The sequence below is a fragment of the Aureimonas ureilytica DSM 18598 = NBRC 106430 genome, assembly GCF_000382705.1.
Classification (GTDB): Bacteria; Pseudomonadota; Alphaproteobacteria; order Rhizobiales; family Rhizobiaceae; genus Aureimonas; species Aureimonas ureilytica.
Genome location: NZ_ARQE01000010.1, coordinates 165,956 through 185,802 on the forward strand (window position 1 = coordinate 165,956; position 19,847 = coordinate 185,802).

General features: G+C 68.6%; 20 protein-coding genes. 6 read left to right on the top strand and 14 right to left on the bottom strand.

Annotated features, from left to right (window positions below):
- Positions 1-128: 128 nt before the first annotated feature.
- Complete coding sequence (locus B146_RS0119385; protein WP_019998139.1) at positions 129-2,657, top strand: bifunctional diguanylate cyclase/phosphodiesterase; 2,529 nt, start codon at positions 129-131, stop codon at positions 2,655-2,657.
- A gap of 28 nt (positions 2,658-2,685) precedes the next feature.
- Here B146_RS0119385 and B146_RS0119390 read toward each other — a convergent pair whose 3' ends face one another.
- The 8 genes from B146_RS0119390 to B146_RS0119430 form a co-directional block, all read right to left on the bottom strand.
- The gene (locus tag B146_RS0119390) at positions 2,686-3,051 is read right to left on the bottom strand and encodes a hypothetical protein (protein ID WP_019998140.1); all 366 of its coding nucleotides are present in this window, start codon (positions 3,049-3,051) and stop codon (positions 2,686-2,688) included.
- A gap of 195 nt (positions 3,052-3,246) precedes the next feature.
- On the bottom strand, positions 3,247-3,633 hold the full coding sequence (locus B146_RS0119395; protein WP_019998141.1) for a rhodanese-like domain-containing protein: 387 nt from the start codon (positions 3,631-3,633) through the stop codon (positions 3,247-3,249).
- A gap of 31 nt (positions 3,634-3,664) precedes the next feature.
- Positions 3,665-4,570: an MBL fold metallo-hydrolase gene (locus B146_RS0119400; protein WP_019998142.1), complete on the bottom strand. Its 906-nt coding sequence runs from the start codon at positions 4,568-4,570 to the stop codon at positions 3,665-3,667.
- 43 nt (positions 4,571-4,613) lie between these two features.
- On the bottom strand, positions 4,614-5,396 hold the full coding sequence (locus tag B146_RS0119405) for a sulfite exporter TauE/SafE family protein (protein WP_040408805.1): 783 nt from the start codon (positions 5,394-5,396) through the stop codon (positions 4,614-4,616).
- A 14-nt stretch (positions 5,397-5,410) separates the two neighbouring features.
- On the bottom strand, positions 5,411-5,869 hold the full coding sequence (locus tag B146_RS0119410; protein ID WP_019998144.1) for a YeeE/YedE family protein: 459 nt from the start codon (positions 5,867-5,869) through the stop codon (positions 5,411-5,413).
- Positions 5,870-5,872: 3 nt separating this feature from the next.
- Positions 5,873-6,298, bottom strand: coding sequence for a YeeE/YedE family protein (locus B146_RS0119415; protein ID WP_019998145.1), 426 nt, complete (start codon positions 6,296-6,298; stop codon positions 5,873-5,875).
- A gap of 12 nt (positions 6,299-6,310) precedes the next feature.
- Positions 6,311-6,658, bottom strand: coding sequence for an ArsR/SmtB family transcription factor (locus B146_RS0119420; RefSeq protein ID WP_019998146.1), 348 nt, complete (start codon positions 6,656-6,658; stop codon positions 6,311-6,313).
- Positions 6,659-7,351: 693 nt separating this feature from the next.
- On the bottom strand, positions 7,352-8,269 hold the full coding sequence (locus B146_RS0119430) for a LysR family transcriptional regulator (protein ID WP_019998148.1): 918 nt from the start codon (positions 8,267-8,269) through the stop codon (positions 7,352-7,354).
- Between the two features lie 136 nt (positions 8,270-8,405).
- On the opposite strand from B146_RS0119430, the gene B146_RS0119435 reads away from it, so the two are divergent.
- Together B146_RS0119435 and B146_RS0119440 are read left to right on the top strand one after the other, a co-directional pair.
- Positions 8,406-9,101, top strand: a complete 696-nt coding sequence (locus B146_RS0119435) for a hypothetical protein (RefSeq protein WP_019998149.1) — start codon at positions 8,406-8,408, stop codon at positions 9,099-9,101.
- A gap of 26 nt (positions 9,102-9,127) precedes the next feature.
- Complete coding sequence (locus B146_RS0119440) at positions 9,128-9,736, top strand: NAD(P)-dependent oxidoreductase (RefSeq protein ID WP_019998150.1); 609 nt, start codon at positions 9,128-9,130, stop codon at positions 9,734-9,736.
- Between the two features lie 117 nt (positions 9,737-9,853).
- Here B146_RS0119440 and B146_RS0119445 read toward each other — a convergent pair whose 3' ends face one another.
- The gene (locus tag B146_RS0119445) at positions 9,854-10,585 is read right to left on the bottom strand and encodes a FadR/GntR family transcriptional regulator (RefSeq protein ID WP_026358766.1); all 732 of its coding nucleotides are present in this window, start codon (positions 10,583-10,585) and stop codon (positions 9,854-9,856) included.
- Between the two features lie 163 nt (positions 10,586-10,748).
- On the opposite strand from B146_RS0119445, the gene B146_RS0119450 reads away from it, so the two are divergent.
- The 3 genes from B146_RS0119450 to araH all read left to right on the top strand — a co-directional run bounded on the left by B146_RS0119450 (position 10,749) and on the right by araH (position 14,274).
- Positions 10,749-11,732 carry an arabinose ABC transporter substrate-binding protein gene (locus B146_RS0119450; RefSeq protein ID WP_019998152.1) on the top strand — a complete coding sequence of 328 codons (984 nt, stop codon included), beginning with the start codon at positions 10,749-10,751 and terminating at the stop codon, positions 11,730-11,732.
- 70 nt (positions 11,733-11,802) lie between these two features.
- Positions 11,803-13,317, top strand: a complete 1,515-nt coding sequence (gene araG / locus B146_RS0119455) for an L-arabinose ABC transporter ATP-binding protein AraG (RefSeq protein ID WP_019998153.1) — start codon at positions 11,803-11,805, stop codon at positions 13,315-13,317.
- A 6-nt stretch (positions 13,318-13,323) separates the two neighbouring features.
- Positions 13,324-14,274 carry an L-arabinose ABC transporter permease AraH gene (araH, locus tag B146_RS0119460; protein ID WP_019998154.1) on the top strand — a complete coding sequence of 317 codons (951 nt, stop codon included), beginning with the start codon at positions 13,324-13,326 and terminating at the stop codon, positions 14,272-14,274.
- A 12-nt stretch (positions 14,275-14,286) separates the two neighbouring features.
- Here the strand turns inward: araH and B146_RS0119465 are convergent, their stop codons facing one another.
- The 5 genes from B146_RS0119465 to B146_RS0119485 all read right to left on the bottom strand — a co-directional run bounded on the left by B146_RS0119465 (position 14,287) and on the right by B146_RS0119485 (position 19,844).
- Positions 14,287-14,928: a 2-dehydro-3-deoxy-6-phosphogalactonate aldolase gene (locus B146_RS0119465; RefSeq protein ID WP_019998155.1), complete on the bottom strand. Its 642-nt coding sequence runs from the start codon at positions 14,926-14,928 to the stop codon at positions 14,287-14,289.
- A 363-nt stretch (positions 14,929-15,291) separates the two neighbouring features.
- Positions 15,292-16,071 carry an SDR family oxidoreductase gene (locus tag B146_RS0119470; protein WP_026358767.1) on the bottom strand — a complete coding sequence of 260 codons (780 nt, stop codon included), beginning with the start codon at positions 16,069-16,071 and terminating at the stop codon, positions 15,292-15,294.
- A 5-nt stretch (positions 16,072-16,076) separates the two neighbouring features.
- The gene (gene dgoD, locus B146_RS0119475) at positions 16,077-17,225 is read right to left on the bottom strand and encodes a galactonate dehydratase (RefSeq protein WP_019998157.1); all 1,149 of its coding nucleotides are present in this window, start codon (positions 17,223-17,225) and stop codon (positions 16,077-16,079) included.
- A gap of 13 nt (positions 17,226-17,238) precedes the next feature.
- A complete protein-coding gene (locus B146_RS0119480) occupies positions 17,239-18,873 on the bottom strand; it encodes a GMC family oxidoreductase (protein ID WP_019998158.1) in 1,635 nt (544 codons plus the stop codon).
- 80 nt (positions 18,874-18,953) lie between these two features.
- Complete coding sequence (locus tag B146_RS0119485; protein ID WP_019998159.1) at positions 18,954-19,844, bottom strand: aldose 1-epimerase; 891 nt, start codon at positions 19,842-19,844, stop codon at positions 18,954-18,956.
- Positions 19,845-19,847: the final 3 nt, after the last annotated feature.

Here is a 19,847-nt window from a genome sequence, read left to right on the forward strand (position 1 = left end):
AATTTAACGATCATTTTGGTCACGATTAATTCAGGAGGTGGTGCGATTGTGACATCCGACGTTTGGAGATGTTCAGTCGCATGCGCCAATCAGCTAGCGAGTTCCTCGGGAAGGGACCGAACCGACGCGTGATCGCCGCGCTCGTCGCGATGCTTCTGACGGTCGGGATGCTGGTCGTCGCCCTGGTGCTGTTCAATGCGCGCGATCAGGATCGTCGCGCTCTCGCAGCCTCCACGAAGCTTGCCGAAACCGCCTTGGCCGTGAAGCAGAGGGAAATCGCTCGCAATCTGAAGGATTACACCGAACGGTCGGATGTTCGAGCCTATCTCAGGGAAAGCTCGGGCGGAGAGGCGTTCTCGGCAGCATCGATCTTCGGCCCGAACATCTTCTCGAGCCTCGGATACGAGATGGCGTTCGTCGTCTCGCCGGAGTTGGTCACGCGCTACGCGATGATCGATGGCAAGAACGTTTCGGTCGACGCCTTCGCCGTCGTTTCCGAGGGGTTGCGGCAACTCGTGAAGCAAGCGGCCTCTCAGACCCATCCCGCGGTCGGCCTGCTGCGTTCCGATGACGACGTCCTGCTCGTCGCCGTCGGAGCGATGGAGGCTGGAGCGGAGCAGGCAACGAGGGGCGCGGCTTCGTCTCCTTCCGTTCTGGTCTTTTCCAAGAGAATTGACGCCCGGCTGCTGGCCAGGATCGGCAGCGATTACCTGCTGAACCGATTTCGCCTCGTCAGAGGCGACGAAGGCGATCTTGGCGCGTCCCTTGCCCTTCGGTCGCCTTCGGGAGACATCATCGGCAAAGTGACGTGGATTCCGGAGCGTCCCGGCAGCGAGAGCCTGCAGGCGGTCATGCCCGTCATGATCGGGATCTTCGTCGTCTTCGGCATCCTGAGCTTCCTGGCGCTGCGTTCGTTCCGGCGCTCGAATGGAAAGCTGCAGGCGGCGGCTCTGACGATCGATGGCTATGCCGACACGCTCCGGCGGAGCGAAGCCCGCTTCCGCGACATCGCCGAGGCGTCCTCGGACTGGATATGGGAATGCGACCGCGACATGCGGCTCACATTCGTCTCCGCTCGTTTCACCGAGGTCACGGGCTTGAACGACGCGGATGTCATCGGCGCCCCTTTGAACATTGTTTTCCACACGGAGGATGGCAGCGACGCGCTGTTCCGGACGGCTTCCGAAGGCGCCGTCTCGGCGATCCGGGAGTTGCGCTGTACCTACCAGGACGCCGCAGGGCGTCCGCGTATCGCGCGGCTTTCGGCGCGAGCAGTGCATGACGAGAACGAGGCCTGGATCGGCTATCGCGGCACCGCGACCGACATCACCCGCGAGATCGAAGCGCAGGCGCGGGCGATCCATCTTTCCCTGCACGATGCCCTGACCGGACTGCCGAACAGGGTCCAGTTCCAGACGCGCCTTCAGGACGCGTTCGAGCAGGATCGTCTCGGGCATGTCCGCCTGGCCGTCCTTTCCATCGATCTCGACCATTTCAAGGATATCAACGACACGTTCGGACACGCCGCCGGCGATACGGTGCTGGCGGAAGTGGCCGAGCGTCTGCGGGCGTGCATCGGGAATGGCGACGTCGCGGCACGCCTCGGCGGTGACGAATTCGCCATCGTCCAATGCGGGCTGAACCAGCCGCTCGATGCGCTCGCTCTGGCCCGCAAGATCATCGCGCATCTCAGCACTGCCTTCATCGTCGAAGGCCGCGAGACGTTTCTCGGCGCCAGCGTCGGCATCGCCTGCGGCGACGATGACAGCGACGCACCGAACCGCATCCTGAAGAATGCCGACATCGCCCTTTACAATTCCAAGGACGCCGGCCGTGGCGTGGCGCGGGTCTTCGAACCCTTCATGGGAATGGAGCGGCAGGCGCGCCGGTCGCTGGAACAGGACCTGAAGCAGGCGTTGGCCTGCCAGCAGTTCGAGGTCCACTATCAGCCGCTGGTTTCGCTGGAGGACGATCGCATCATCGGCGCCGAGGCGCTGGTCCGCTGGCGCCATCCGGATCGCGGACTGGTCTCGCCTGGCGACTTCATCCCGCTGGCGGAGGAAACGGGCCTGATCCTTCCCATCGGCGAATGGGTCCTGCGCACCGCCTGCGGCCAGGCTGCGCAATGGCCGGGCCTGATGATCGCCGTCAATCTGTCGCCGATGCAGTTCAAGCACCGGGACCTCGTGGCCGTGGTCGCGGACATCCTGGAGGAGACCGGCCTTCCTCCGGCCCGGCTCGAACTGGAGATCACGGAAGGCGCCCTCCTTCACGACGGCGTCGCCGCCCGCGACATTCTCGCCCGATTGAAGGCCCTCGGCGTGCGGATCGCCATGGACGACTTCGGAACCGGCTATTCCTCGCTCGGCTATCTCAACTCCTTGCCGTTCGACAAGATCAAGATCGACAAGTCCTTCATCGCCGATCTGACGGTCGAGAAATCGAATGCGATCGTGCGGTCCGTGATCGGTCTTGGACAGAGCCTCAAGATGGTGACGACCGCTGAAGGCGTGGAAACCGCCGAACAAGCGCATTTCCTGCGTCAGGAAGGGTGTCAGCAGGTGCAGGGCTACTTCTACAGCCGCCCGCTGCCGGTCTCCCAGATGTCCGAGCTCATCGCGGCCAAGGATCAGGCTCGCGCGGACAAGGTCGCCTGACAGCCGGTCGCGCCGATCGACCTCGGCGTCAGAAGTTGCCGGGATTGCCGGGCTGGACGACGCCGGTCCCATCGACGATGTCGTCCTTCATCCAGGAAATCTCGCCCGACCGCGAGATCCTGGCTCCCCAGCATTGCGCTTCGGCCTTCGGGTCGTAGCTGAAGCAGAGCGTATCGGCGACCACGCTCCAGCGACCATCGTAGTTCGAGCCGCGCAAGGTGCCGTCGGGAAGATAGAACTCGCGGTAAGGGCCACCGGACGCCATCGTTCCCTGAACCGTGTTCCCCGCAATGATCTGGGCGATCTCCGCGCCGGAAAGGGACCGATCGTCCTGCGCCAGGACAGGCCATGCGGTTATCAGCAGGGGAACGACGACCGCATAACGCCAGATCATGGAACTCGACCTCAATTGGTGTTCGCAGGGCTCTTCGCGTCGGCTGGTGCCATTGCGGGGCGCGCGGGCCGCAAACTTGGCATTCGGTCCTGTCCCGACGCTTGATCCATGCCGAACCGCTTTCGGACATCCGCCTTGCGGCCCTTCGACAGCCGGCAGATGTCCCCAAAGGGGCCGGCTCGACGATGCGGGCCGTCAGGTCGTGGTGGTCGCCGCTCCCGCCTTCTCCAGCGCGGAAAAGCCGCCCTCGACCGAGGCGACGTCGGCATAGCCCATGTCCTGCAGGGTCCTGGCCGCCAGCGCCGAGCGAGCGCCCGATGCGCAGAACAGGACGATCCGCTTGGCGGGATCGAGCCGCGCCTCGTGAGTCGGGCTCGCCGGGTCGGCCTGGAACTCGAGAAGGCCGCGCGGGACGTGGACGGCGCCCGCGACCGTCCCCGATCGCGTCAGCTCGGCCGCCTCGCGCACGTCCACGAACACGGTGCCGGGGGCGCCGACCTCGGCCGCGGCGTCCTCGGCCGTGAGGATCGTCACCCCGGCGCGGGCCTGCGCAACGACGTCCCTTGCGCTGCGTATGGTCATCGGTCTCTCCTTCTCGTTCGCACCTTGTCGTTCACCAGGCCGCGCCGTCGAGCGCGTCGAGCGGAATCTTCAGGTAGCGCCGGCCGTTGCTTTCGGGCTCCGGCAGGCGGCCGCCGCGGATGTTCACCTGAAGCGAATGAAGGATGAGGTTCGGCATGGCGAGTTCGGCGTCGCGCGCCTCGCGCAGGCCGACGAAGGCCTCCCGCGTCGGCGCCTTCACGAGGTGGATGTTCGTGCGGCGCTGCTCGTCGACCGTGGATTCCCAGGCCGGCTCGCGCCCGCCCGGCTGGTAGTCGTGGCCGGTGAAGACGCGCGTGTCGCCCGGCAGGGCGAGGATGCGCTGGATGCTGTCCCAGAGCGCCGCTGCGCTGCCGCCGGGGAAATCGGCGCGTGCCGTGCCGCCGTCCGGCATGAACAGCGTGTCGTGGACGAAGACGGCGTCGCCGATCCGGTAGGCGATCGAAGCCAGCGTATGGCCCGGCGTGAACAGGATCTCGGCCTCGAGCCCCCCGATCGAAAAGCGCTCGCCGTCCGCGAACAGGCGGCTCCACTGCGAGCCGTCCGTGGGGCAGCAGCCCTCGATATGGTAGAGGCCCTGCCAGAGCGTCTGGACCCCGCGCACCTTCTCGCCGATCGCCGTCGGGGCGCCCGTGCGGTCGTGCAGGTAGCCGGCCGCCGAGAAGTGGTCGGCATGCGGATGGGTGTCGAGGATCCATTCGAGGCGGAGGCCCTCGCGCTCGATGAAGGCGAGGATCTCGTCGGCGGAGGTCGTGGCGGTCGCGCCGGACTTCGGGTCGAAGTCGAGAACGGGGTCGATGACGGCGCAGGCGCGCGTCTCCGGGTCGGCGACGACGTACTGGACGCTGAACGTGCGCTTGTCGAAGAAGCCGGTGACGACGGGTGTGCCGGCGAGGCGGGCTTGTGTCGGGGACGACATGTCGGATCTCCTGGCGATGGGTCCGTGGGTTCGGGATGCGGGATCAGGCGACGAGCGCGCCGAACCCCTTGGCGACGATGAAGAGGCCGACCGCGACGACGAGGCCGGCAAAGGCGAGGCCGAGCGCCTGCTTGGCGGTGGCGAGGCGCGCGCCGAGCGCGGACCCGGCCCAGCCGCCGACGAGGCCGCCGACGACGAAGAGGGCGGCGACGGGCCAGTCGACGAGCCCGGACAGGGCGTAGCTGCCGGCCGTCGCCGCACCGAAGGCCGCCACGCCGACGAGCGAGGTGCCGATGGCGTAGGCGAGCGGCATGCCCGTCGCCAGCATGAGGCCGGGCACGATCAGGAAGCCGCCGCCGATCCCGAAGAAGCCGGAAAAGAGGCCGACCGCGAACCCGATGGCGGCGAGCATCGGCAGGAGACGGGACGCGCTCTCCCGGGTCAGCCGGACGGCGGCATCGCCCGCCGTGCCGCGGCGGCGCATCATGGCGAGGCCGACGCCGATCATGACGAGGCCGAAGAGGGCGAGGAGTCGTTCGCCGTCGACCGCCTTGGCCGCCGCCGCGCCGGCCAGCGAACCGGCGACGCCGGCGATCGAGAAGACGGTGGCGCAGCGCCACTTCACCCGGCCGGCCCTTGCATGGGGCACGAGATTGCCGAGCGCGCTGGCGGCGACCGCGACCGCGCTGGTTCCGATCGCCACGTGCGGCGAGGCGATGCCGACGACGTAGACGAGGAGCGGGACCGCCAGGATCGAGCCACCGCCGCCGAAGAGGCCGAGGACGAAGCCGACGAGGCCGCCCGAGCCGGTCGCGGCCGCCAGCATGGCGGGGGCGGCGGTCACGCGTCGGCCTCCCGGCGGGGCGCGGGCGAAGAGGGCGCCGCGCCCCGCTCCAGCGTCAGGCGGAACAGAAGCATGCCGGCCATCATCGCGGCGACGAAGACGAGCGCGGGCATCGCGGACAGGGCGATCGCGGCGAGCGCCGGGCCCGGGCACAGGCCGACGAGCCCCCAGCCGAGGCCGAAGATCGCGGCGCCCGAAAGGAGCCGTGCGTCGATGTCGCGGCGCGTCGGGATCTCGAAGCGCGGGGCGGCCAGCGGGCGTCCCATGCGCCGGGCAAGCGCGAAGGCCGGCGCGGACACGAGGATCGCGCCGCCCATGACGAAGGCGAGGCTCGGGTCCCAGGTCCCGTAGAGGTCGAGGAAGCCGAGGACCTTCTCGGGAACGATCATCTGCGAGACGACGAGCCCGACGCCGAAGACGAGGCCGGACAGGAGGGCGAGGAGGATGCGGGCCATGGATCAGGCTCCGATGACGTGGCGGACGACGAAGACGGTGACGGCGGCACTCGCCAGGAAGGTGAGCGTCGCGGCGATCGAACGGCCCGATCCGCGCCCGATGCCGCAGACGCCGTGGCCGCTCGTGCAGCCCGAGCCGAGGCGGGTGCCGAAGCCGACGAGGACCCCGGCAAGCGCGACGACGGGAAGCGTGGCGTCGACGCGCACGGCCGGCAGGGGGTAGCCGGCGAGCGCCATCGAGGGGACGGCGGCCAGCAGCCCGACCAGAAAGGCCAGGCGCCAGGCGCTTTCCGACCCGCCGCGCTGGAGGGCCCCGTCGAGGATGCCGCTGATGCCGGCGATGCGCCCGTTCGCGAGGAGCAGGATCGCGGCGGCGAGGCCGATCAGGAGACCGCCGCCGAGGGCGGACACGGGCGTGAACTGGTCCATGGGAGCGGCTCCTCAGGCGGTCGGGGTCGGGGAGGCGGGCGCGGCGGCGGCCGCGTCCTTCGGCGGGCAGAACAGGCCCTGGAGCGTCCCGAAGAGCGCCTCGATCCGCGGATCGGCGATCCGGTACCAGAGCGTCTGGCTCTCGCGGCGATAGGCGACGATGCCCTGTTCGCGCAGGACGGTGAGGTGCTGGGAGAGCGCCGACTGGGACAGGCCGACGGCGTCTGCGAGTGTGCCGACATTGGCCTCGCCCATGTCGAGGAGCTTGCACAGAAGCATGAGGCGCCGCTCGTTGGCGACCGCCTTCAGGATCGCGGCGACCTCGCTCGCCTTGGCCTCGAATTCCTGCAGACCGTCCATGACGCCTCCTTGTGTGAGGGTTATCTAATTTAGAAAACTCTAATGTGCAAGACCCCGGTCGTCGAACGCGCGACCATGATCATGCTGCCGGCGGGCAGTAGCCATCCGGGCTGTCGATCCCTATGTTCCGCACCATGCGTGCATGGGCGACATGGCTGGCGACGATGGTGATGGCTTTGGGCTTCCTCGCTTAAGGTACGCTCGCGCTGTCGACGGGTGCCCATGCCGGACCCTGCAAGCGCTTCGTCGCGGTCTCGTCGACGGTCGCCGGAGACACGGTCGTCGACGCGGCCGGACAGGGGCAGGCGCAGGGCTGCAAGGTCGTGGCCGACCGCCTCGGCGAGTCCGGGCTGACGGCGCCGGCAGGCACGGCGCCCATCTCGCCCCCGGTGATGGCGGAGGCCGCGCCGCGCTGGATGCCGGAGGGGCTCGACCGGCCTCCGAAGAGCGCGGTCGCGAAGGCCTAGAGGCTGTTATGGGCCATAGATAAGTCTTGTGTCGGATGAGCCAGGCTCAGGCCGCGAGGAGGCAGGTCGGTCAAGACTGGCCGTCTTGGCCGATCTTGCCGACACTGCGGATGACGTCGCTCGTCCGACCCTTCGGGCTGCTAGCCCCGACCCGCCGGAGGGCGTCGTCGATCTCGCCAAGAGCCCCGCTATGTCAGGCAGCTTTGCTGCCGCCTTCGCTCGCCTCCTACCCGGCGGGTCGGGGCGGGTCGCTCTTCATGGATGAGACGAGCATGTCGACGAAGGCGGACACACGGGTCGGCCGCAATCGCGACGAGGCATAGACCGCGTGGATGCCGCCGCCCGGCAGGCGCCAGTCGGGCAGCACCGGGATCAGCCTGCCCCGCTCGATGTCTGCCGCCGCCATGAAGTCCGGCAGGATGCCGAGCCCCAGCCCCGCCAAGACGGCGGCATGGACTCCGCGTGCCGTATCGACCGAAAGGACGGCCCGTGCGTCGAGAAGGAATTGCTCACCCGCTGGCCCGGTGAAGTGCCAGTCGGTCGCTTGCGGCAAGGCCGTGTTCACGATCAAGGGCAAATCCGCAAGCTGGTCGGGCGACGAAATGCCCTTCAAGCGGGCAACGAGTGACGGCGCGGCGACAAGGACCTGTTCGAACGTGCCGAGGCGACGGGCGTGCAGGCTGGAATCGACGAGCCAGCCGACGCGGATCGACAGGTCGATTTCGCCCTCGAAGAGGTCGGTGATGCGATCGCCCAGGCGCAAATCCGCTCGGCACTCGGGATAGCGCCGCAGGAAGTCGGCGATGACGGGCACGATCCGGAGTGCGCCATAGTCGGCGGGCGCCAGAATCCGCAGCGTGCCTCGCGGGCGGTGGTTGCCTTGTGCCGCCTCCTCCACCGCCTCGCCGGCCTCGCGCAGCATCGCGGAGGCCCGGATGTGCAGCAGGCGCCCCGCTTCCGTCGGCTCCACCCGGCGCGTGGTCCGCACGAGCAGCGCGGTTCCGAGGTTCTCCTCGAGACGGGCGACCTGCTGGCTGACGACGGCCTTGGTGATGCCGAGACGCTCGGCCGCCTTCGTGAACGACTGCGTCTCGACGACGGCCGTGAAATAGACGAGGCGGCTGAGGATGCGGGGGTCGACCATCCCTCATTGTTTGCCGATGGCATACGATCTGTAAAGCTTGTCGGCCTTCTGTCTTCCGGCGTCCGGTGCGATCACTCGCTCGAACGACGGCCGAGCGCTTACGCGACGGCCAGGAACGGACGGGGGCAAACGGCGCATGCAGGCCGATCAGACGATCCAGCTCGACTACTTCTTCGACCCATTCTGCGGCTGGTGCTATGCGAGCGCGCCCGCTCTCGCGGCTCTGGCGGACGCCTATCCAGAGGCGCTCGCGATGCGCCCGTCCGGCTTGTTCGCCAACGATGGAACGCGGCCCATGTCGAGCATGGCGGACCACGCCTGGCGCAACGACACGCGCATCGCCGAACTCACCGGGCAGCGGTTCACCGCCGACTACCGCGACCGCGTCCTGCGCGACCCGCAGGCCCTGTTCGACTCGACTTATCCCACGCGGGCGATCGTCGCGCTCGGTGCGATCGACACGAGGCTGGAGCCCGTCCTGCTGCACGCGCTCCAGACGGCTCGCTACATCGAGGCCAAGGACACGGCCAAGGCGGAGATCGTGGCAGGCGTCGCCGCGCACGTGGCGCGCTCGCATGGCCATGCTCTGGACGAGGCGAGCTTTGCCGACCGGCTCGTCCGGGACGGCGAGTTGGCCGAGCGGACCGACGGGCGCGTGCGCGAAACGCTGACGCGCATGCGGGCCCTGCCGGGCTCGGGCGTGCCGCAGCTTCTCGTCGGCGTCGGCGACCATCGCGAGGTGGTCCAGGGCGCCGATCTCTACGGCGGCGCCGATGCCGTCACCCAAGCCATCGAGCGGATCGCCGCCCGGGCGCAGGCCCGCTCGAACTGACCCCGACACCCCGAAAGGACATTCTCATGAAGATCGCCCTCATCGGCGCCTCCGGCAACGCCGGATCGCGTATCGCCGCCGAACTCTCCACGCGCGGACACGAAGTCACGGCCATCGCCCGCAACGCCGACAGGATCGCCAGGCTGCCGGGCGTGACGCCGCTGGCCGTCGACATCGCCGACACCGACGCTCTCGTTTCCGCCCTCAAGGGGCACGACGCCATCGTCAGCTCGGTCCACTTCACCGCCTCCGACCCCGACCAGTTGATCGGGGCGGCCAAGGCGTCGGGCGTGAAGCGCTATCTCGTGGTCGGCGGGGCCGGCAGCCTGGAGGTCGCGCCGGGCGTGAAGCTCGTGGAAACCCCGCAGTTCCCGGCGCAGTACAAGGAAGAGGCCACCAAGGGCGGTGTCTTTCTCGACAAGCTGCGCCAGGAGACGGACCTCGACTGGACCTTCCTGTCGCCATCTGCCGCCTTCGTTCCGGGCGAGCGCACGGGCCAGTTTCGGCTCGGGCAGAACGAGCTCCTGACGAACGAGGCGGGCAGCAGCATCTCGTTCGAGGATTACGCCGTCGCGCTCGCCGACGAGATCGAAATGCCCCGGCACGTCCGGCAGCGGTTCACTGTCGGCTACTGAACGCCGAACAAGCGGTTGGGACTTTGGCCTTCACCAGTTCCAGCGGCCCTCCGCGCGTTGCGCGGGCGACGGACGAAGGACAGCCCTTCGGACAGGTCCAAGTCACTCCGCCGCCGTTCAAGCGAACTCGCTGATATCGCGTGCGGCCGTGTCCAGGATCTCGTTGGACGCGGCCCGCGCGGCCGCGGCGTCGCGCATGCGCAGGGCCTCCACCAGTCGCCCGTGGACCTCGACCGTATGGAGATGGGACTCGACCGAACGGTTGGCCCGGTCCAGCGTGCGGGTCAGCGCGGCGTCGATCACGCTGGACAGCTGGATGAAGACGAGATTTCCGCTGGCGTCGAGCAGGATGCGGTGGAACTCGGCGTCGGCGGCGGTGAAGGCGTCGTCATCGCCTGGTTCGGCGTCCCGCATGGTTTCCCAGGCGGCATGCAGGGCGGCGATGTCGGCAAGGCTCGCGCGTTTGGCCGCGAGTTCGGCGGCGAAGGGTTCGACTGCGCGGCGTGCCTCCAGCACGGAGGCGAGAAGGTCGGCGTCCACCACCGCATCGCCCATCCAGTCGAGAAGATCGGCGTCGAGAAGGTTCCATTCGGCGCGCGGGCGCACCAAGGTGCCGACCCGCGCCCGCGACCTGACGACGCCCTTCGACTCCAAGGTCTTCAGGGCTTCGCGCACCACCGTGCGGCTGATCGAGAACTCGGCGCAGAAGTCCTGCTCGCGCGGGAGGGTCGAGCCCTCCGCATAGCGCCCTTCCACGATCGCGCGAGCGAGGGCTGCGACGAAGTCCCGTCCGACCCGAGGTCTCGACGGGTTCCGGGCAGGACGGGACGGGGTGGACGCAAGCGGCATTCGGGAACGTTCCGGTCTCGGATGCTTCCGTTCTCCCTCATTTACTCGCGTCCGACAACGGCAGGGATATGTCTGACATTACGATTGACTCATCGGACATATGAACGCTACCAATCGGCAGGCGCCGTGGGAGAACGAGGCGCTCACGATCCGGGAGGCACCAATGAAATTCTGGAAACAGACACTGCTCGCAGGCGCGACGCTGATGATCGCCGTCGGTGCGGCCAGTGCGGCCGACGTCAAGATCGGCTTCGTCGTCAAGCAGCCGGAAGAGCCCTGGTTCCAGGACGAATGGAAGTTCGCCCAGCAAGCCGCCAAGGAAAAGGGTTTCACCCTCGTCGAGATCGGCGCCGAGGACGGCGAGAAGGTCCAGGCCGCGATCGACAATCTCGGCGCGCAGGGCGCGCAGGGCTTCATCATCTGCACGCCCGACGTGAAGCTCGGCCCCGGCATCGTCGCCAAGGCCGCCGCCAACGACCTCAAGGTCATGACGGTGGACGACCGCCTCGTGGACAATGCCGGCCAGCCCCTTGAGGATGTCCCGCATATGGGCATCTCGGCCACGAAGATCGGCGAGACGGTGGGTCAGGCGATCGCCGACGAGATCAAGGCGCGCGGCTGGGATATCTCGAAGGTCGGCGCGATCAAGGTTTCCTACGACCAGCTTCCCACGGCGGTGGACCGTGTCGCGGGCGCCACCTCGGTTCTGGAGAAGAGCGGCCTGCCCGCCGCCAACATCTTCAACGCCCCGCAGGCCAAGACCGACACGGAAGCGGCACTGAACGCCGCGACGACCGTGTTGAACGCCCATCCCGAGGTCCAGCACTGGGTCGCCGTCGGCCTCAACGATGAGGCGGTTCTGGGCGCCGTGCGCGCCACGGAAAGCGTCGGCATTCCGACGTCCAACGTGATCGGCGTCGGCATCGGCGGCGCGGATTCGGCGATCAACGAATTCAAGAAGCCGAGCGAGACGGGCTTCTTCGGCACCGTCATCATCAGCCCCAAGCGCCACGGCTACGAGACCGCCGTCAACATGTACGACTGGATCGCCGACGGCAAGGAGCCGGAAAAGCTGATCCTGACGAGCGGCCAGCTCGCCACGCGCGGCGACTACCAGAGCGTGCGCAAGGATCTCGGCATCGAGTAAGGCCCCGCCGATCTCAAGGGCGGCGCTCTCTCCCGGAGGGCGCCGCCGTCCAATCTGGAGCGGCCGGTCGATGGCGTTACTCGAATTCAACGGACTGACGAAGTCCTATCCGGGCGTGCGCGCCTTGAAGGGCGTCGGCTTCTCGGTTCCCGCCGGCCATGTCCACGGACTGATGGGCGAGAACGGCGCGGGCAAATCCACGCTGATCCGCATCCTCTCCGGCGACACGCGAGCCGACGAAGGCTCGATCCGCATCGACGGCGCGGACCAGCGGTTCACGCGGGCGCGCGATGCCTTCGACGCGGGCGTGGTGGTGGTCCATCAGGAACTCCAGCTCGTCCCCAATCTCTCGGTCGCCGAGAACCTGCGGCTCGGACGCACGCCGTCGCGGGCCGGTATCGTGAATTTCCGCAAGCTGTTCGACGAGGTCGCGCGCACGCTGGCCGAGATCGGCGTGGAGATCGACCCCGCCGCGAAGGTCTCCAGCCTCTCGATCGGCGAGCGGCAGATGGTCGAGATCGCCAAGGCGGTCATGATCGATGCGCGCGTCATCGCGCTGGACGAGCCGACCTCGTCCCTGTCCTCGCGCGAGAGCGAAATCCTGTTCCGCCTGATCGGACGGCTGCGCGCCGCCGGCAAGGTGATCCTCTACGTCTCGCATCGCCTGGACGAAATCTTTCGCCTTTGCGACGGCTGCACGGTGCTGCGCGACGGTGCGCTCGCCGCGCACCACCCCACGATGGAGGGCGTGACGCGCCAGGGTCTCGTGTCCGAGATGGTGGGCCGCGAGATCAGCGACATCTGGGGCTGGCGGCCCCGCGCTCAGGGCGATGTGCGCCTGTCCGTGGAGAGCCTGTCGGGCGAGAAGCTGCCGGTCGGGCAAGGTTTCACGGCGCGCGCGGGGGAGATCCTCGGCTTCTTCGGCCTCGTGGGCGCCGGCCGCTCCGAGCTGATGCGCCTCGTCTACGGCGCGGACCGCGCGGCGGGCGGCACGGTGAAGATCGATGGCGAACCGCTGCGCCTGTCCGATCCCCGCGCCTCGATCCAGGCCGGGCTCGTGCTCTGCCCGGAGGATCGCAAGGCGGACGGCATCGTGCAGGGCCGTTCGGTCGCCGAGAACATCGCGATTTCCTCGCGCCGCCACCACTCCCCCTTCGGCATCGTGCGCCCCGGCCGCGAGGCCGAGACCGCCGACCGCTTCATCGAGACCCTGCGCATCCGCACCCCGTCGCGCCGCCAGGACATCGTGAACCTGTCGGGCGGCAACCAGCAGAAGGTCATCCTCGCCCGCTGGCTGTCGGAGCCCGACGTCAAGATCCTGATCGTCGACGAACCGACGCGCGGCATCGACGTCGGCGCGAAATCCGAGATCTACGAGATTCTCTATGCGCTCGCCGAGCGCGGCATCGCGGTGGTCGTGGTCTCCAGCGAACTGCCCGAGGTGATCGGCATCTGCGACCGCGTCCTCGTCATGTGCGAGCGGCGCATCGCCGCCGAGTTCCAACGCGGCGCGCTGAGCGAAAGCGCCCTTCTCGCCGCCGCCCTGCCCGACCGCGCCACGCCGCGCCTTGCCGAGACCCGCTGACCCGTCATGACCGCATCGATCAAACGCATCCTCCTCGGCGAGCAGGGTCTGCTCGTTCTCTTCGTGCTGGCCTTCGCGCTGGTCTCGCTGACGGTTCCCAACTTCCTGACCGAACGCAACATCCTCGGACTGCTTCAGTCGGTGGTGACCATCGGCATCGTCGCCTGCACCATGATGTTCTGCCTCGCATCGCGCGATTTCGACCTGTCGGTCGGCTCGATCGTCGCCTTTTCCGGCATGGTGGCCGTGATGGTCTCCAACGACACGGGCTCGATCGCGCTCGGGCTCCTGGCGGCGCTTCTGGCCGGCGGTCTGGTGGGGCTCGTCAACGGCGTCGTCATCGCCAAGCTCCACATCAACGCGCTGATCACCACGCTCGCCACGATGCAGATCGTGCGCGGGCTCGCCCTGATCGCATCCGACGGCCGCGCCGTCGGCATCAACGATCCCGCCTTCTATTCGCTGGCGCTGAGCCGCTTCCTCGGCGTTCCGACGCCGGTCTGGATCATGGCGATCCTGTTCGCGGTCTTCGCCTTCGTGCTCAACCGCACGGTGTTCGGGCGCAACACGCTCGCGATCGGCGGCAATCCGGAAGCCTCGCGCCTCGCGGGCGTCGACGTCGACTGGGGCCGGATCGGCATCTTCGCCCTTCAGGGCCTCGTCTGCGCGGTGGCGGGCATCCTTCTCGCCTCGCGCATCACCAGCGGCCAGCCGAACGCGGCGACGGGGCTCGAACTCTCCGTCATCTCGGCCTGCGTTCTGGGCGGCGTGTCGCTGGCGGGGGGGCGCGCGACCATGAGCGGCGTGATCGTCGGCGTCCTGATCCTCGGCATCGCCGAGAACGTCATGAACCTCCTGAACATCCAGGCCTTCTACCAATATGTCGTGCGCGGCCTGATCCTTCTCTTCGCCGTGCTGCTCGACAATCTTCGCTCGCGCGCCCTCGGCCGACGCTGACGCCCCGGCCCGTCAGCCTGCGGCGAGATCGTAGGCTTCCACGGCCCGCCGCGCCTTCCGGCGAACCGCCTCGGCATCGTCGCCGGGCTTGTAGAGGCTGGAGCCGAGACCGAAGGCGGTGACGCCGACCTGGGCGTAGGCCGCGAAGGTCTCGTCGGAGACGCCGCCCACCGCGCCGATCACCGTGTCCCGAGGCAGCACGGCCCGGATCGCCGCAATCCCCGACGGCCCGAGCGCGCCGGCCGGAAAGAACTTGAGCGCCGAAGCGCCGTTTCGAAGTGCGAGAAAGGCCTCGGTCGGCGTGAAGACGCCGGGCATCGTCACCATTCCATATCCGGCCGCCCGACGAAGGACGTCGGGATCGACATTCGGGCTGATGACGAGGCGGCCGTCCACCTCCGCCAACCGATCGACCGATCCGGCATCCAGCACCGTGCCGGCGCCGATGAGCGCCACGTGACCGTGACGCCCGGCGGCGATGCGGATGGACTCGAACGGGTCGGGCGAATTGAGCGGAATCTCGATCGCCTCGAAGCCTTCCTCGATCAGCGCGTCGGTGACGGCGGCGACCTCGTCGGGGCGAATCCCGCGAAGGATGGCCACCAGCGGGCGCTGGAACTGCGGCCAGGGGGCGGACGGGGACGATGGGCTCATGGTCGGGTCTGCTCTCGAATGGAAGGGGGCTGCGGCGTGTCGGGCCGCCAGGAGAAATCCCCGCCGGGTCGCCTCTTGCGCGTCGACGGGGTGGACGCCGGGGCCGGCCGTCTCCAGCACCGCGCCCTGGAGGTTCGCGGCGGCTCCGCTGGCGGCCAGCGTGACGCGCCGCGATCCCGCGTGGCGGCCAAGCGCCGCGCCGATCAGGAGGCCGGAGCGGTTCGAAGCGCCGTCTTCGCGCGGAACGGCCCGTCGGCCTCGGAGGGTCGCACCGTCACGTCCACCGCGCGTTCGAGGCGAGCCGGACGCTCGTGGCACCTCGGCCCAGCGGAACGACAGGCGACCCGCGCATCACCCGGTCGCTCAGGCCGGGTGCTGCTGGACGCTGAGGCCGCCGTCCACCGTCAGGCAGGTGGCGTTCATGAACGGGCACTCGTCCGAAATCATGAAGACGGCGGCGAGCGCGATCTCCTCCGGGCTCGCGATGCGGCGGCCGGGATGCAGCGCCAAGGTTTCGGCCTTTGCGGCATCCGGGTCCGGGAAGGAGTTCCAGTAGTCGATGACCTTCTGCGTCGCGACATAGCCGGGCGCGAGCGCGTTCACCCGCACCCCCTTGGCCGCGTATTCGAGGCCGAGAGCCTTGGTCATGCCGAGGAGAGCGTGCTTGGCGAGCGGATAGGGGAAGGTGTGGGGAATGATGGTGAAGGCGTGGGTCGAGGCGATGTTGAGGATCGCCCCTCCCCCGGCTTCGATCATGCCCGGCAGGACGGTGCGGCAGCAGGTCCAGGCGCCCTTGAGGTTCACGTCGAAGCAGCGCTCCCACGCCGCGTCGTCCATCGCCAGCGGTTCGGAAAAGACGTTGATGCCCGCATTGTTGACGAGGGCGTTGATCGGCCCGATCGCGGCGGCGCCGTCCGAGACGGCCTGCGCGATGCCGGCTGCGTCCGTGATGTCCACAGCCGTGTGGAAGAGCGTCGCGCCGGCTGCGGCGAGCCGCTCCGCTTCCGTGCCGAGAAGCGCGCCGTCGCGGTCGAGGAGAAGAAGGCTTGCCCCCTCCCGGTGGCAGGCCTCGGCGATGGCGAGGCCGATGCCCTGCGCGGCCCCGGTGATCATGATGCGTTTGTTCTGAAGCCGTCCGCCCATGGCGCTCACCATTCCGCGAAGGAGCCGTCGGCGTGGCGCCAGACGGGATTGCGCCAGCGATGGCCGACCTTCGCCATCTCCACGACATGCGCCTCGTTCACCTCCACGCCGAGGCCGGGCCCGTCGGGAATCGCGACGAAGCCGTCCTGGTAGGCGAAGGCCTCGCGGTTGGTGACGTAGTCGAGAAGGTCGCTGCCCTCGTTGTAATGGATGCCGAGGCTCTGCTCCTGGATGAACGCGTTGTAGCTCACAGCGTCGAGCTGGAGGCAGGCGGCGAGCGCGATGGGGCCGAGCGGGCAATGGGGCGCCAGCGCCACGTCGAAGGCCTCGGCCATGGCCGCGATCTTGCGGCATTCGGTGATGCCGCCGGCATGGCTGACATCGGGCTGGATGATGTCGACGACGCCGTCCTGGAGGACGCCCTTGTAGTCCCAGCGCGAATACAGCCGCTCGCCCAGCGCGATCGGCACGGAGCAGTGGTTGGCGATCTCGCGCAGCGCCTCCCGGTGTTCCGAAAGGACGGGCTCCTCGATGAACATCAGCTTGTAGGGCTCGAGTTCCTTCACGAGCGTCTTCGCCATGGGTTTGTGGACGCGGCCATGGAAGTCGGCCCCGATGCCGATATGGGGGCCGACCGCTTCGCGCACCGTGGCGATCACCTCCACGGCCCGGTCGATCGCAGCGTGATCGCCGACGATCTGGAGCTCCTCGCAGCCGTTGAGCTTGAGCGCCTTGAAGCCGCTCGCGACGGCCTGCTTCGCGCTGGCCGCCACGTCCGCCGGGCGGTCGCCGCCGATCCAGGAATAGATCTGGATCCGGTCCCGGCAGCGCCCGCCCAGCAGCTGGTGGACCGGCTGGCCGAGCGCCTTGCCCTTGATGTCCCAGAGCGCCTGATCGATGCCGGACAGCGCGCTCATGTGGATGGCGCCGCCGCGATAGAAGCCGCCGCGATACAGCACCGTCCAATGGTCCTCGATGCGGAACGGGTCCTTGCCGACGAGATAGTCCGCCAGCTCGTGGACCAGGGCCTCGACGGTGGCCGCACGCCCCTCGACCACGGGCTCGCCCCAGCCGGTGACGCCCTCGTCCGTTTCGATCTTCAAGAACAGCCAGCGCGGCGGGACGATGAAGGTGGACAGTTTCGTGATCTTCATGGGAGGCCGGCCTTCAGCGTGCGAGGATCAGATCGGCCGCCTTGGCGGCGGCGGCCATGACGGCGGCATTGGTGTTGCCGCTGACGATGGTGGGCATCAGCGAAGCGTCGATCACACGCAAGCCCTCGACACCCCGAACGCGCAGGTCCGAGCCGAGAACGGCCTCTTCGTCCGCGTCGTGTCCCATGCGGCAGGTGCCGACGGGATGGTAGCCCGTCTTGACCGTGCGCTTGCAGTGCCGGGCGAGATCCTCGTCGCTCGTCACCTCGGGACCGGGGAAGATCTCCCGCTCGATCAGGTCGCGCATCGGCGCCGTGTCGAGCACCTTCCGGGCGAAACGGAAGCCCGCCATGGTGGTCTTCAGATCATCGGGATGGTTAAAGATGCCGAGATCCACCACCGGATCGGCGAGCGGGTCGTTCGAGCGCAGCGTCACGCGGCCGCGCGCCTTGGGGCGCAGGAGCAGCGAGTTGATGGTGACGCCGTGGCCGGGATCGGTGCCGAGCACGTCGCGGTCCAGATAGACGGTGGGCACGCAGAACATCTGGATGGTCGGCGCGTCCGTCTCGCCGCCTTCGGGATCGAGGAAGGCGCAGGTCTCGACGCCGGTGGTCGAGACGGGGCCGGAGCGGAACAGGAGATACTGGAGGCCGGCCTTGAGCATGGGAAGGCCGCGATCCTGGCCGTAATAGCCGAAGGCACCCTTGGTGGTCGCGACGACCGGCACCTCGTAATGATCCTGGAGGTTCGCTCCGACCCCGGGCAGGCGCACGCGCAGGGCAATGCCGTGCCGCGCGAGCTCGTCCTCCGGGCCGATGCCGGCGAGCATCAGGAGCTTCGGCGTCTGGTAGGCGCCGGCCGCCAGAAGCACCTCGCGCCCCGCCGTCGCCGAGCGGCGCGCGCCCGCGGCCAGATAGTCGACGCCGGTGACGCGGCCGCCCTCCCAGCGAAGGCCCGTCACGGTCGCCTCCGTCTCCACCGTCAGCAGCGGATCGTCGAGGACGGGCTTAAGAAAGGCATCCACCGCCGAGGAGCGGCGCCGGGTCGCCCAGTCGATCGTATGCTGCATGAGGCCGACGCCGTACTGCCCGGCCCCGTTGAAGTCCGGATTGTAGGGCAGGCCGAGTTCCTGCATCGTCTTCAGATAGGTGCGCGTCATCGGGCTGGTGTGCCCGAGATGGGAGATCTTCAGCGGACCGCCGACGCCGTGATAGGGCCCGTCGAGATGGTCGTTGTCCTCCTGGCGCTTGAAGTAGGGCAGCATGTCGCCATAGGACCAGGCGCCGTTGCCGGCCGTGCCCGGCGCCGTCACCGCCTCGTTCCATCGATCGTAGTCTGCGGCCTGCCCGCGCATGTAGACCATGGCGTTGACCGTGGAGCCGCCGCCGAGGACCTTGGCCTGCGGCACGATCGGCCCGCGTCCGTCGAGCTGCGCCTGCGCCTCGGTCGCGTGCATCGACAGGTAGGTGTCCTTGGCCAGGAACTTCATGTAGCCGGCGGGAAAGCTCATGATCGGATTGGCGCGGCGGCGGCCGCGCTCGATCAGGAGGACGCGCGCGCGCGCGTCCCGCACGAGGCGTTCCGCCACGACGCAGGCGGCACTGCCGCCGCCCACGATGATGAAGTCGAACTGGGACTGATCGGACATGGAGGTCTCCGCGGCACAGGCCGCTTGAAGGATCGGCTGGGGCCCGCCCCTCGCGGGAACGGGTCGGTCTCGGCGGGGCGCTAGAGGCGGCGGGGGCGAAGCGTCATGCCCCCGGACAGGCTCTCGCCGGACCGGAGCACGCGAAGTCCGCCGAGATCGGCCATGTTGTGCCCGTCCGCCAGATGCGTCATCGGCTCGAAGCAGAAATAGTCGCGCCGGTAGGACGGGTCGAAGTCCCGGTCCGAAACGAAGACGAAGGCGTGCCGGAACACCGGGTCCGCTTCCAGCGTCACGCCGGCCCCGCGCTCGGGCCAGCGGATGTCGGCCGTTCCCGACCAGTCCTCGAAGCCGTTGTTGACCCAGCGCTCCGGCAGGGGGCGGGCTTGCGAGAAGTCGAGGTCACCCGGGATCGGCGCGGGCTCGCCCGGCATCCATCCCTCGACCTCGGTCCAGAAACGCCGGGCCTCCGCGCGCAGGGTCGTGCCCGGCGTCATCGGGAAATACGGGTGCCAGCCGAGCCCGAAGGGCATGGGCGCCCCGCCCCGGTTCGTCACGGAAAGACGCATGTGGAGGGCGCCGTCGCGGATCGCGACGTCCTGCCGGGCGTCGTAGACGTAAGGGGTGCCGCCGCCGCCGGGATGGCTGAAGCCGAGGGCGGCGCTCGCCGGCGTCTCGTCGAGGACGGTCCACTCCGTCAGCCAACCCTCGCCATGGACATAGTGCGGGTCCCAGTCGGTATTGGGCGTCAACTCGTGCGTCCTTCCGTCGAACCGGAAGCGGTTGTCGCGAACCCGGTTGCCGAAGGGCACGAGCGGATAGCAGGCGGAGGCGAGCGCGTCGGCGCCCTCGGGCGCCTCGCGCAGGAGCGGCACGGTCGCGCCGTCCAGGGTCCAGGCGAGGCGGGTGACGAGGCCGCCCCGGGTGGAGAGTTCGACGTCCAGATCGTCGGCGCGAAGGGTGAGCGTGGTCATCGA